Raw genomic sequence first — 12723 nt, 5'->3', positions numbered from 1 at the left:
AAGGAACCATGACCGAGACCAAGACGCCGGGCGACCAGTTCGTCCAGTCGCTGGCCCGCGGATTGACCGTGATCAGGGCCTTCGACGCCGACAACGTCACCATGACGCTCAGCGAGGTCTCCAAGAGGACCGGCCTGACCCGTGCCACGGCGCGGAGGTTCCTGCACACCCTGGTCGACCTGGGCTATGTGCGCACGGACGGCCGCGTCTTCGAACTCACCGCTCTGGTGCTCCAGCTGGGGTATTCCTACCTCGCCGGGCAGAGTCTGCCCCAGCTGGTGCAGCCATTGCTGGAAGAGCTTTCCGCGGAGCTGCATGAATCCACCTCCGCGTCGATTCTCGACGGCGATGAGATCGTCTACATCGCCCGCATCCACACCCGGCGGATCATGACCGTGGGCATCATGGTGGGCACGCGCTTCCCCGCCTACGCCACGTCCATGGGCCGCGTGCTGCTCGCCGGCCTGCCCGCCGGCCGGCTGGAGGACTATCTGGCCTCGGCCGAGCTGAAGCCGTTGACGTCACGGACCATCTCCGACCCGGACAGGCTTCGGGCGGAGCTGGACAAGGTGCGGAGCCAGGGATGGGCCCTGGTGGACCAGGAACTGGAGATCGGGCTGCGCTCGGTGGCCGTTCCGGTCCTGCATCCGGACGGGTCCGTGGCCGCCGCGTTGAACATGTCCATGCAGGCATCGCTGGCGGACGGCACCCGGGACGTCGACGCCGTCGTCGCGGAGGCCCTGCCGAAGCTGCGGGCCGCCGCCGCCAAGGTCACCGACGCGCTGCGCGCCCAGCAGTAGGTTCCGAAGGCGGGCGCGCCAGCCCCGCCGCCGGCAGGAATCCAGTTCCCCAGGGAGCGAGCCCGGACCGGAGGCACCGGCCAAGGAACCTGCGGCAGTTATCATCCCGGCCTCGCAGCCCCAGCCGGCAGCGCCGTCGAACGTGCTTCCGGCGGCCGTCCCGGCCGGCGCGCTGGCAGACACCGGGGCCGCCGGCACCGCCTGGCTCGCCTCGGGTGGAGCGGGCCTGTTGATGCTTGGCTCCGCCCTCCTCTGGTGGCGGCGCCGAGCGGCCTGAGGTAGCCGGCCCGGTCCTGCACCCGGGCGTTCACCCCGCCGCCAACTGTCGTTGACCTTGGCATGGCTGAATGTCCTGCGATGGATCCTGACACGACGCCGCGGCGGAAATTCCTGCCCGAAATCCAAGCCCTGCGCGCCCTTGCGGTGCTGCTGGTGGTGGCCTACCACCTGGAGCCGCGCTGGCTGCCCGGCGGCTACGTCGGAGTGGACGTCTTCTTCGTCATCTCCGGCTTCCTGATCACCGGCCACATGCTCCGGGAGGCGGCGGCCACCGGCACGCTGTCCCTGCGGTCATTCTGGGCGGCCCGCATCCGGCGCATCCTGCCGGCGGCGCTGCTGACCATCGCCGTCGTCCTGGCGGCCACGCTGGCGCTGCTGCCCATGAGCCAGTGGGAGCGCATCGGCGGCCAGGCCCTGGCCTCCACCCTCTACGTCCAAAACTGGGTCCTGGCCGCCGACTCCGTCGATTACCTGGCCGCGAGCGAGACGCCGACGCCGCTTCAGCACTTCTGGTCCCTGGCCGTCGAGGAACAGTTCTACCTGCTGTGGCCGCTGCTGGTCCTGCTGGCCGTCTTCGCGGCGCGCCGGACGAGGCGGGGCCGCCGGGGCTTGGTGCGCCGCTCCGGGGAAGAGCGGGTGGCCCGGGTCGCAGCAGTGATCTTCGCCGCCGTCGTCGCGGCGTCGCTGGCCTATGGCATCTGGGCCACCGCCGGCGGCAGTCCGGCCGCCTATTTCATCACGCCCACCCGGATCTGGGAACTCGGGCTGGGCGGGCTGCTGGCCGCCCTGCACCGGGACCCGCGCCGCTGGCCGTACCTGCGCAGCCTCCTGGCGGCAGCGGGCCTGGCCGCGATCACGGCCTCGGCGTTCCTCTTCAACGCCAGCACGCCGTTCCCCGGGGCGGCGGCCCTGCTCCCGGTGCTGGGCACCGTCGCCGTCATCGCTGCCGGACGGACCAGCGGGCCCCTGTCCCTGCACCGCCTGGTGGACTGGCGGCCCATCCAATGGACGGGGAATGTCTCCTACTCGCTCTACCTCTGGCACTGGCCCCTGATCGTGTTCTTCACGATCCTGGCCGATCGGGAACCCGGGCCGGCCACCAGTCCGCTACTGCTGGCCTGTTCCTTTGGCCTGGCCGCCCTGAGCTACTACTTCGTGGAAACACCGGTGCGCCGCTTTGGCTGGTTCAGTGCCAACGCCTGGCGGCCGCTCGCCGCAGGCGCCGCGGCCACCGCGCTGGTCGGCACGCTGGCGTTCGTGCCGGCCAATCAGCAGGAACGTATCCTGGCCCAACGCGCCGAGGCGACGTCCGCGCTGCTGGCCGCCCCGCCGCCGGGCTTCGGGGTTGCCTCGATCACGGAGGACGGCCACCGCGCCTTCGCCACCGAGACCCCGTTGGTGGTCCCGGATCCCGCCGAGGCCGGAGCCGACCAGTCCGGCCTTGGCGATTGCGCCGTCAAGTCGATGGCGACCGAAACCAAGGAATGCACCTACGGGGACCCGGAGGGAGACTTCACCCTGGCGCTGGTGGGGGACTCGCACGCCGGGCAGTGGTTCAAGGCCTTGGAGCCTGTTGCCCGCGAGCGGGGATGGCGCCTGCTGACGTACATCCATCATTCCTGCCCGTTCAACGCGGAGCAGCGCAAGCTGGAAGCCAAGGGGGAGTCCGTCTGCCGGGGGCCCAACGAACAGACCATGGAACGGCTGACCCGCGGCGGCGTGGACGCGGTCCTCACCTCGTACTACGCGGAGTCTTCCTTCGTGGACTCGGACACCGGCCAGCGGCCCGGCGCGGCGGGCTTCGCCGAGTATTGGAACGAACTCGCCGACGCCGGCATCGACGTGTACGCGCTCAAGGACACGCCCCGCCCGCGTGAAGGCGCGATCGCCCGGGACTGCGTGGCGGTGAACTACGAGGACCCGGCCGAATGCGGCCAGCCGCGCAGCGCCGGCCTCGACGGCAAGGACCTCACCGAGGATGCCGCCAAACTGGCTCCGCGGACGCGGGTCATCGACCTGTCGGCGCACTTCTGTGACCGGGAGACCTGCCCGGCGGTGATCGGCAACGTCCTGGTCTACCGGGACCTCAACCACGTCTCCGGCACCTACATGAAGACGCTGGCCCAGCCGCTGGAAAAGGCCTTGCTGCTGGCGATGGAACGGCCGTGACGCCGCGGGCGGGCGGCCGTGCAGCAACCGCCGGGCAGCCGCCGGGACACCGCGTCGTTCGCGACCCGCATACTCTGCTAGACTTATGTTCGATTGTTTTTGTGTGGCAGTGGATGAAGGCCGTTCCGGATGAAACCGCAACGGGGCCTGTTTCCGGTCCGCGGGGTTCTTGCGCGGAGAATGCCACACTTTTGCACGCCTACGGTCGCTTCGATTCCGCAGCGGGTGCGAAGACGACCGACAGTGCCTGGCCCTGCATGACAGACGGGGCAAAGCCCAAGAAAAACGGAGAACACGAAAGTGCCTACGATTAACCAGCTGGTCCGCAAGGGCCGCTCACCTAAGGTGAACAAGACCAAGGCGCCTGCCCTCAAGGGCAGCCCGATGAAGCGCGGCGTTTGCACCCGCGTTTACACCACCACCCCGAAGAAGCCGAACTCCGCGCTCCGTAAGGTAGCCCGCGTCAAGCTCGCCGGCGGCATCGAAGTGACTGCCTACATCCCCGGTGTGGGCCACAACCTGCAGGAACACTCCATCGTGCTGGTGCGCGGCGGCCGTGTGAAGGACCTGCCCGGTGTCCGCTACAAGATTGTCCGCGGCGCCCTCGACACCCAGGGTGTCAAGAACCGCCAGCAGGCCCGCAGCCGCTACGGCGCGAAGAAGGAGAAGAAGTAATGCCCCGTAAGGGTCCGGCCCCCAAGCGGCCGCTCGTAGTTGATCCGGTACACGGCTCGCCGCTGGTTACCCAGCTGATCAACAAGGTTCTCGTTGATGGCAAGAAGTCCACCGCAGAGCGCATCGTGTACGGTGCCCTCGACGGTGTGAAGGCCAAGTCCGGCGGCGATCCCGTTGCCGCCCTCAAGAAGGCCATGGACAACGTCCGCCCGACCCTGGAGGTCCGGTCCCGCCGCGTCGGCGGCGCCACCTACCAGGTTCCGGTTGAGGTCAAGCCGGGCCGCGCCACGGCCCTGGCCCTGCGCTGGCTGGTCGGCTACTCGAAGGCCCGCCGCGAGAAGACGATGACCGAGCGTCTCATGAACGAAATTCTGGATGCGTCGAACGGTCTCGGTGCCGCTGTGAAGCGTCGCGAAGACACCCACAAGATGGCCGAGTCCAACAAGGCCTTCGCCCACTACCGCTGGTAAAAGAGCCGGTACGACGACGGCGCTAACCGCCGTCGTCGTACCCCTCACCTACAAAGGGAGACATTGTGGCACTGGACGTGCTAACCGACCTCACGAAGGTCCGCAATATCGGCATCATGGCCCACATCGATGCCGGCAAGACCACCACTACGGAACGCATCCTGTTTTACACGGGTGTGAACCACAAGCTCGGCGAAACTCACGACGGTGCGTCGACGACCGACTGGATGGAACAGGAAAAGGAACGCGGCATCACCATCACCTCCGCCGCGGTGACCTGCTTCTGGAACCAGAACCAGATCAACATCATCGACACCCCGGGCCACGTGGACTTCACGGTGGAGGTCGAGCGTTCGTTGCGCGTCCTCGACGGTGCTGTCGCTGTCTTCGACGGTAAGGAAGGCGTGGAGCCGCAGTCCGAGACTGTGTGGCGCCAGGCCGACAAGTACGAAGTTCCGCGCATCTGCTTCGTCAACAAGATGGACAAGCTCGGCGCCGACTTCTACTTCACGGTGGACACCATCATCAAGCGCCTCGGCGCCAAGCCGCTGGTCATGCAGCTGCCGATCGGTTCCGAGAACGACTTCATCGGTGTCGTCGACCTGCTGACCATGAAGGCCATGGTCTGGGAGGGTGACGCCAAGGGCGATGTGTCCATGGGTGCCGCCTACGAGACCCGGGAGATCCCCGCGGACATGCAGGCCAAGGCCGAGGAATACCGCGCGCAGCTGGTTGAATCCGTTGCCGAGGCTTCCGAGGAACTCATGGAGAAGTACCTCGAAGGCGAAGAGATTTCCATCGACGAGCTGAAGGCCGGCATCCGCAAGATGGTCGTCAACTCGGAGATCTACCCGGTCTTCTGTGGTTCTGCCTTCAAGAACCGCGGTGTGCAGCCGATGCTCGACGCAGTCATCGACTACCTGCCGTCCCCGGTCGACGTTCCCTCGATGGTCGGTCACGACCCGAAGAACGAGGAAATCGAGCTGACCCGCAAGCCGAACGAGGAGGAGCCGTTCTCGGCCCTGGCGTTCAAGGTTGCGGCGCACCCGTTCTTCGGCCAGCTGACCTTCATCCGGGTTTACTCGGGCAAGGCCACCTCCGGAACCCAGCTGCTGAACTCCACCAAGGGCAAGAAGGAGCGCATCGGCAAGCTGTTCCAGATGCACGCCAACAAGGAGAACCCGGTGGAGGAGGTGCACGCAGGCCACATCTACGCGGTGATCGGCCTGAAGGACACCACCACCGGCGACACCCTGTGTGCCGTCGACGCTCCGATCGTCCTCGAGTCGATGTCGTTCCCGGAGCCGGTGATCTTCGTGGCGATCGAGCCGAAGACGAAGGGCGACCAGGAGAAGCTCTCCACGGCTATCCAGAAGCTCTCCGCCGAGGACCCGACGTTCACCGTTTCGCTGAACGAAGAGACCGGACAGACCGAAATCGGCGGCATGGGCGAGCTGCACCTGGACATCCTGGTGGACCGCATGCGCCGCGAGTTCAAGGTCGAGGCCAACGTGGGCAAGCCCCAGGTTGCCTACCGTGAAACCATCAAGAAGGCTGTCGAGAAGGTCGACTTCACCCACAAGAAGCAGACGGGTGGATCCGGCCAGTTCGCGAAGGTCCAGGTCTCCTTCGAGCCGCTGGACACTACCGACGGCACCTTCTACGAGTTCGAGAACAAGGTCACCGGTGGCCGTATTCCGCGCGAATACATTCCCTCGGTCGACGCTGGCATCCAGGATGCCATGCAGCTCGGCATCCTGGCCGGCTACCCGCTGGTCGGTGTCAAGGCCATCCTGCTCGACGGCGCATACCACGACGTCGACTCTTCGGAAATGGCCTTCAAGATCGCTGGTTCCCAGGTCTTCAAGGAAGGCGCACGCCGCGCCAACCCGGTCCTGCTCGAGCCGCTGATGGCCGTCGAGGTACGTACCCCTGAGGAATACATGGGCGACGTGATCGGCGACCTGAACTCCCGCCGTGGACAGATCCAGTCCATGGAGGACGCTAGTGGCGTGAAGGTTGTGCGCGCTAACGTTCCGCTTTCCGAGATGTTCGGCTACATCGGCGATCTGCGTTCCAAGACGCAGGGCCGCGCGGTGTACTCGATGCAGTTCGAAAGCTACGCTGAGGTCCCGAAGGCTGTTGCCGACGAGATCATCCAGAAGACGCGCGGCGAGTAAAACCCCAGGGTGGCGGGTCCTTATCCGTAAGGATCCGGCACGCCGTGCAGGCGGCCGGTCGGCTCACGCAGCCGGCCGCCGGCACAACCCACGAACGGAACCGCGCAAGTTTTTGCCGGTACCTGACGGAACCAGTAATTTCACCAAATACAAAAGCCCGAAGTAGACTTGTTCAAGTTTCGGCCGTGACAATCGCGTCCGAAGAGCAAATCTTCTCAACACGTTCTAGGAGGAACCCGTGGCGAAGGCAAAGTTCGAGCGGACTAAGCCGCACGTCAACATTGGCACCATCGGTCACGTTGACCACGGTAAGACCACGTTGACCGCTGCCATTTCCAAGGTGCTTGCTGACAAGTACCCCGATCTCAACGAGCAGCGTGACTTCGCAGCTATCGACTCTGCCCCGGAAGAGCGCCAGCGCGGCATCACCATCAACATCTCGCACGTCGAGTACCAGACCGAGAAGCGCCACTACGCACACGTGGACGCCCCCGGCCACGCCGACTACATCAAGAACATGATCACCGGTGCCGCCCAGATGGACGGCGCAATCCTGGTGGTTGCTGCGACTGACGGCCCGATGGCCCAGACCCGCGAGCACGTTCTGCTGGCCCGCCAGGTTGGCGTTCCGACGCTGCTGGTGGCCCTGAACAAGTCGGACATGGTTGAGGACGAGGAACTGCTCGACCTGGTCGAAATGGAAGTCCGTGAGCTGCTCAGCTCGCAGGAGTTCGATGGCGACAACGCACCGGTCATCCGCACTTCCGGCCTGAAGGCCCTGGAAGGCGACGCCCAGTGGGTCAAGTCCGTCGAGGACCTGATGGACGCCGTTGACGAGTACATCCCGGACCCGGTCCGCGACAAGGACAAGCCGTTCCTGATGCCGGTTGAAGACGTCTTCACCATCACCGGCCGCGGCACTGTGGTGACCGGCCGCGCCGAGCGCGGTACCCTCGCCATCAACTCCGAGGTCGAGATCGTCGGCATCCGCCCGGTCCAGAAGACCACCGTTACCGGTATCGAGATGTTCCACAAGCAGCTCGACGAAGCATGGGCAGGCGAGAACTGTGGCCTGCTGCTGCGCGGTATCAAGCGCGAAGACGTGGAGCGCGGCCAGGTTATCGTGAAGCCGGGTTCGATCACCCCGCACACCGATTTCGAGGCCAACGTCTACATCCTGTCCAAGGATGAAGGCGGCCGCCACAACCCGTTCTACTCGAACTACCGTCCGCAGTTCTACTTCCGCACCACCGACGTGACCGGCGTTATCACCCTGCCGGAAGGCACCGAAATGGTCATGCCGGGCGATAACACTGAGATGACCGTTGAGCTCATCCAGCCGATCGCCATGGAAGAGGGCCTCGGCTTCGCTATCCGTGAAGGCGGCCGCACCGTTGGTTCGGGCCGCGTCACCAAGATCACCAAGTAACTTCGTGATCTGCTGACCGGAGGTTTCCGGTCGGAGGCAGAGAGAACCCCCGCCGTCTCAGGACGGCGGGGGTTCTCTCGTTTAATGGTGCGCCCGGTGGAATGCTGCGCGGACGCTCCGGCCGCGCCCTCGGTCGTGTTCCTCCCGTTTCAGATGTTCTGGTGCAGGCAGAGAATGTTGCCCTCCGTGTCCGGGAACCAGGCGCAGCGCTGGTGGCCGGTCACCGCGATGTGGTTCACGGTCTTGAGGCCCGGCAGGTCGTAGTCCGCGAAGTCGACGCCGCGGCCGGCCAGTTCGGACATCTCGGTTTCCAAATCGGCCACCTCGAAGCTGATCGAGGTGTGGTCCGACGTGTCGGCGTCCGGTCGGACGATGAGTTCTACCGCGGTGGAACCGTCGCTGGAGAAAAGGAACGTATCCTCTCCGAGCGGGCCGGCCGGCTGCAGGCCGAGGGAATCCTGGTAGAACGCGCGCGCCCGGTCCATGTCCTTCACGGGCAGGACCGTCGTCATGGTTTTGGTGCTGAGCATGGTTGTCCGGCTTCCTGGGAGCATCTGCGGTGGACACTCCCAGAATAGTCGCGGCCGTGGCCCCGGGAACTGGAGGACGGGCACGAATTTCGACCGCCAACCAGTAGGATCGGAACCATGGAATGGCTGATCGTGTGGATCGTCCTGGGCCTGGCCGCCGCGGTGGTCGGGGCGGTGTCCTGGGGCAGGCGGTACTTTCGCCATGAACTGGACCGGGCCCGCCGCATCCGGCGCGCCAACGGCGGGCCGTAGCCGAAGCGCCGGGGACCGGCGAACGCGCCGGCGGGCCGTCAGGCCTGACCCGGTGCTGCCACCGCCGCCTCGGTCTGCCCGGCCGCCTCGCCGGCACCGGCACGACGGCGGCGCGCGGCCACATCCTTCAGCCAGTGGAAGGACGCCTTGCGGATCCGCTGCTGGGTGGCGAAGTCCACGTACACCAGGCCGAAGCGCTGGCTGTACCCCGCCGCCCATTCGAAGTTGTCCATCAGCGTCCACACGTAGTAGCCGCGCAGGTCGATGCCGGCTGCGGGCCCGTCCGGCGCCGTCGCGGTGAGCGCGGCCTCCAGGTGCGAGGCCAGGTAGTCGATCCGCCGCACGTCCGCGACCGACGGCTCCTTGGTCAGCGCATCGCGGACCACCACATCCTTGAAGCTGGCGCCCCCCTCGGTGATGTAGACCGGCGGCAGGTTGGGGTAGCGCTCGGCCATCTGGGCGAGGGCGACCTGCAGGTAGTCGGGTGCCACGGGCCAGCCGAACTCTGTCCGGTCGTACCCCGGCCACGCGGCCAGGTGGAACGGCAGCTCGCCGCCCTGCTCCCAGAGCAGCTCGGGCAGGCCGTCGGGGATCGCCTCCGGTCCGGTCAGCGGCCCCGGGCCGATGCCGATCCTGGTGGGGAAGTAGTAGTTCAGCCCGTAGAAATCCAGCGGCTGGCTCATCACCGCCAGGTCTTCGTCCGGAATCTCGCGCAGGTACTGGAGTGCGGGCTTAAGCACCGGGTTGAACTCCGGGTAGCGGCCCAGCAGCACCGGGTCCGAAAACATGCCGTTGTGCAGCACGTCGAACAGTTCCACCAGCACATCGTGGGCCAGCCCGTCCTTGGCGCCCACCACGGGGGAGTAGACGTTCGTGATGCCCGCCTCGCCCGAGATTCCGCCGGCCCGCAGTGCCGAGAGGCTGAGCCCGTGCGCGAGGATGAGATGGTGCGCGGCCGGCAGGGCGTCGAACAGCCCGGCCTGCCCGGGAGCATGGACGCCGAGGCCGTAGCCGTTGAGGGTGACGGTGGTCGGCTCGTTGATCGTGACCCAACGGTCCACCCGGTCGCCGAACTTGTCCGCGGCGATGGCCGCGAAGTCGGCCAGCCGGTACGCGGTATCCCGGTTGAGCCAGCCGCCGGCGTGCTCCAGCGGAAGCGGCGTGTCCCAGTGGTAGAGCGTGCACATCGGGGAGATGCCCCGGGCCAGCAGTTCATCCAGCAGCCGGTCGTAGAAGTCGATGCCGCGCTGGTTGACCGGCCCCTGTCCGCCGGGTTGGATCCGCGGCCAGGACAGCGAGAACCGGTACGAGTCCACGCCGAGATCGGCCATCAGCGCGACGTCCTCCGGCATCCGGTGGTAGTGGTCGCAGGCCGCGTCCGCCGTCGCCCCGCCGGCAATCCGCCCCGGCTCGTGCGAAAACGCATCCCAGCCGGAGGGTCCGCGGCCCTCTTCGGCCACGGCGCCCTCGATCTGGAATGCCGCCGTGGCCACGCCCAGGGTAAAGTCGGACGGGATCATTGCCGCCAGGCGCCCGCTGTCCATTGCCATTCGCTGTTGTCCTCCTGAAACCTGGTCTCCCGTATGCGGTGCCCGCCGGAGCGGGCTGGCACCAGCATCGCACTGCCGGCGGGTCCGCGCCATAGCGGGGCGGTGGGGGTGACCCGCTTCCTGGGCCGGAGGCCGATTCGCAATCAGGGCCAAAGTCTGCCACACTAGATGAGTTGTTCAAGCGCTTTTGCATGTCTTCGTGCGAAGCTGGGTCCCGCCCGGGATAATGCCCGGGGCAGGGTCAGGCTCCACAGAGTTCAAAGAAGCCCAAATATAACCCACCCTCCATTTTGAGCGGGCGGAGTGCGCAGAATGTTCGCGACACGCCCGACCGCGGGGGTCGGAGCCTCAGCAGGGTGAGGAACCCGGATTCATCCGGATTCAGTCTGCCGGAGGAGCGCCAGGCCAGGAGCGATCCAGCCGTCGGGGCGCATCAGGAGAAAGTCAACAGAGCAGCACTGAGAAAGAGAGCGGAGACGCCATGGCGGGACAGAAAATCCGCATCCGTCTGAAGTCATATGACCACGAGGTCATTGATGTTTCAGCACGGAAGATCGTCGAGACGGTCACGCGTGCAGGCGCAACGGTAGTGGGCCCCGTGCCGCTGCCCACCGAGAAGAACGTGTACTGCGTTATCCGGTCGCCGCACAAGTACAAGGACAGCCGGGAGCACTTTGAGATGCGCACCCACAAGCGGCTGATCGACATTATCGATCCCACGCCCAAGGCCGTCGATTCGCTGATGCGGCTCGACCTGCCGGCGGACGTGAACATCGAAATCAAGCTGTAGGGGAGTGAGTAATTTGTCTACCACTACACGCCAAGTAAAGGGACTGCTGGGCACCAAGCTCGGCATGACCCAGGTCTGGGACGAGAACAACCGGCTCATCCCGGTCACCGTCGTCAAGGCCGACTCCAACGTCATCACCCAGCTGCGCTCTGCGGACGTCGACGGCTACACCGCCGTCCAGATCGGCTACGGCCAGATCGACCCGCGCAAGGTGACCAAGCCGCTGGCCGGCCACTTCGAGAAGGCCGGGGTTACCCCGCGCCGCCACGTGGTCGAGCTGCGCACCGCCGATGCCGGCTCCTACGAGCTGGGCCAGGAACTCTCCGTGGAACTGTTCGAGACCGGCCAGAAGGTCGACGTCGTCGGAACCACCAAGGGCAAGGGCTTCGCCGGTGTCATGAAGCGTCACGGCTTTGCCGGTGTGGGTGCCTCGCACGGCGCGCACAAGAACCACCGCAAGCCCGGTTCCATCGGCGGCGCGTCCACTCCGGGCCGCGTTTTCAAGGGCATGCGCATGTCCGGCCGCATGGGTGCCGTCCGCCAGACCACGCTGAACCTGACCGTTCACGCTGTGGACACCGAGAACTCGCTGCTCTTGATCAAGGGTGCCGTTCCCGGTGCCCGCGGCTCGGTCGTTCTCGTCCGTTCCGCTGTGAAGGGAGCCTAGTTCAATGGCCAACACGCTCAAGGTTGACCTGCCTGCAGAGATCTTCGACGTCCAGACCAACGTGCCGCTGCTGCACCAGGTCGTCGTCGCACAGCTCGCTGCTGCCCGGCAGGGAACCCACAAGACCAAGACCCGCGCCGAGGTTTCCGGTGCCGGCCGCAAGCCGTTCAAGCAGAAGGGCACCGGCCGCGCCCGCCAGGGTTCGATCCGCGCCCCGCACATGACCGGCGGCGGCGTCGTGCACGGCCCGACCCCGCGCGACTACAGCCAGCGCACTCCCAAGAAGATGAAGGCCGCTGCCCTGCGCGGCGCCCTCTCCGACCGGGCACGCAACGGCCGCATCCACGTCGTGGAGGCACTGGTTGCCGGCGACAAGCCGTCCACCAAGGCCGCTACCGACGCCCTGCGCGCCATCACCGACCGCAAGAACCTGCTCGTAGTCATCGAGCGCGCCAACGATGTGGCGGCCCTGAGCCTGCGCAACATCGAGGCTGTTCACACCATTTACGTGGATCAGTTGAACACCTACGACGTGCTCGTTTCCGACGACGTGGTCTTCACCCAGGCCGCCTACGAGGCATTCATCGCAGCTAAGGCAACTGCCAAGGAGGACGCCAAGTGAGCGCGACCACCACAAAAGATCCCCGCGACGTGATCCTTGCTCCCGTCGTTTCGGAGAAGAGCTACGGCCTGATCGACGAAGGTAAGTACACCTTCCTGGTCGACCCCCGCTCGAACAAGACCGAGATCAAGCTGGCCGTGGAGAAGATTTTCTCCGTCAAGGTCGACTCGATCAACACCATCAACCGTGCCGGTAAGCGCAAGCGGACCAAGTTCGGATGGGGACAGCGCAAGGACACCAAGCGCGCAATTGTCACCCTGAAGGAAGGCACAATCGACATCTTCGGCGGTCCGCTTTCTTAAGCGGAGAC

The 12723-nt window shown here is 66.0% G+C and carries 14 protein-coding genes; 12 read left to right on the top strand and 2 right to left on the bottom strand.

Features of this window, described 5'->3' with window-relative positions; translation table 11 throughout:
- The first annotated feature begins 8 nt into the window (after window positions 1-8).
- The 7 genes from AC5RVZ_RS20515 to tuf all read left to right on the top strand — a co-directional run bounded on the left by AC5RVZ_RS20515 (window position 9) and on the right by tuf (window position 8002).
- Entirely contained in the window at window positions 9-800 is a 792-nt protein-coding gene (locus AC5RVZ_RS20515) for an IclR family transcriptional regulator domain-containing protein (RefSeq protein WP_494067525.1), read from the top strand.
- A gap of 142 nt (window positions 801-942) precedes the next feature.
- Entirely contained in the window at window positions 943-1077 is a 135-nt protein-coding gene (locus AC5RVZ_RS20510; RefSeq protein ID WP_494067524.1) for an LPXTG cell wall anchor domain-containing protein, read from the top strand.
- An 80-nt stretch (window positions 1078-1157) separates the two neighbouring features.
- A complete protein-coding gene (locus tag AC5RVZ_RS20505) occupies window positions 1158-3248 on the top strand; it encodes an acyltransferase family protein (protein WP_494067523.1) in 2091 nt (696 codons plus the stop codon).
- Between the two features lie 300 nt (window positions 3249-3548).
- Window positions 3549-3923: a 30S ribosomal protein S12 gene (gene rpsL / locus AC5RVZ_RS20500; RefSeq protein ID WP_493979224.1), complete on the top strand. Its 375-nt coding sequence runs from the start codon at window positions 3549-3551 to the stop codon at window positions 3921-3923.
- Complete coding sequence (gene rpsG / locus AC5RVZ_RS20495) at window positions 3923-4393, top strand: 30S ribosomal protein S7 (protein WP_127511056.1); 471 nt, start codon at window positions 3923-3925, stop codon at window positions 4391-4393. The genes rpsL and rpsG overlap by 1 nt, the downstream gene beginning before the upstream one ends.
- 65 nt (window positions 4394-4458) lie before the next feature.
- Window positions 4459-6573, top strand: coding sequence for an elongation factor G (gene fusA / locus AC5RVZ_RS20490; protein WP_494067522.1), 2115 nt, complete (start codon window positions 4459-4461; stop codon window positions 6571-6573).
- A 238-nt stretch (window positions 6574-6811) separates the two neighbouring features.
- Complete coding sequence (gene tuf / locus AC5RVZ_RS20485) at window positions 6812-8002, top strand: elongation factor Tu (protein WP_493940539.1); 1191 nt, start codon at window positions 6812-6814, stop codon at window positions 8000-8002.
- Window positions 8003-8151: 149 nt separating this feature from the next.
- Here the strand turns inward: tuf and AC5RVZ_RS20480 are convergent, their stop codons facing one another.
- On the bottom strand, window positions 8152-8532 hold the full coding sequence (locus AC5RVZ_RS20480) for a VOC family protein (RefSeq protein WP_494067521.1): 381 nt from the start codon (window positions 8530-8532) through the stop codon (window positions 8152-8154).
- 117 nt (window positions 8533-8649) lie between these two features.
- Between AC5RVZ_RS20480 and AC5RVZ_RS20475 the strand changes: the two genes are divergently transcribed.
- On the top strand, window positions 8650-8784 hold the full coding sequence (locus tag AC5RVZ_RS20475; protein WP_494067520.1) for a hypothetical protein: 135 nt from the start codon (window positions 8650-8652) through the stop codon (window positions 8782-8784).
- Between the two features lie 38 nt (window positions 8785-8822).
- Here the strand turns inward: AC5RVZ_RS20475 and AC5RVZ_RS20470 are convergent, their stop codons facing one another.
- Window positions 8823-10334: a glycoside hydrolase family 1 protein gene (locus AC5RVZ_RS20470; RefSeq protein WP_494067519.1), complete on the bottom strand. Its 1512-nt coding sequence runs from the start codon at window positions 10332-10334 to the stop codon at window positions 8823-8825.
- 481 nt (window positions 10335-10815) lie between these two features.
- Between AC5RVZ_RS20470 and rpsJ the strand changes: the two genes are divergently transcribed.
- From rpsJ to rplW, 4 genes are read left to right on the top strand one after another with little or no spacing between them, the layout of a single operon-like run.
- Complete coding sequence (gene rpsJ / locus AC5RVZ_RS20465; RefSeq protein ID WP_003803825.1) at window positions 10816-11124, top strand: 30S ribosomal protein S10; 309 nt, start codon at window positions 10816-10818, stop codon at window positions 11122-11124.
- 13 nt (window positions 11125-11137) lie between these two features.
- Window positions 11138-11791, top strand: a complete 654-nt coding sequence (gene rplC, locus AC5RVZ_RS20460; protein ID WP_493979219.1) for a 50S ribosomal protein L3 — start codon at window positions 11138-11140, stop codon at window positions 11789-11791.
- A gap of 4 nt (window positions 11792-11795) precedes the next feature.
- The gene (rplD, locus tag AC5RVZ_RS20455) at window positions 11796-12413 is read left to right on the top strand and encodes a 50S ribosomal protein L4 (RefSeq protein WP_494067518.1); all 618 of its coding nucleotides are present in this window, start codon (window positions 11796-11798) and stop codon (window positions 12411-12413) included.
- Window positions 12410-12715: a 50S ribosomal protein L23 gene (gene rplW, locus AC5RVZ_RS20450; RefSeq protein WP_493941555.1), complete on the top strand. Its 306-nt coding sequence runs from the start codon at window positions 12410-12412 to the stop codon at window positions 12713-12715. The genes rplD and rplW overlap by 4 nt, the downstream gene beginning before the upstream one ends.
- Window positions 12716-12723 lie beyond the last annotated feature (8 nt).

The organism is Arthrobacter sp. Cza30 (genome assembly GCF_059090765.1).
This window is presented reverse-complemented; position numbering and strand designations above follow the sequence as displayed.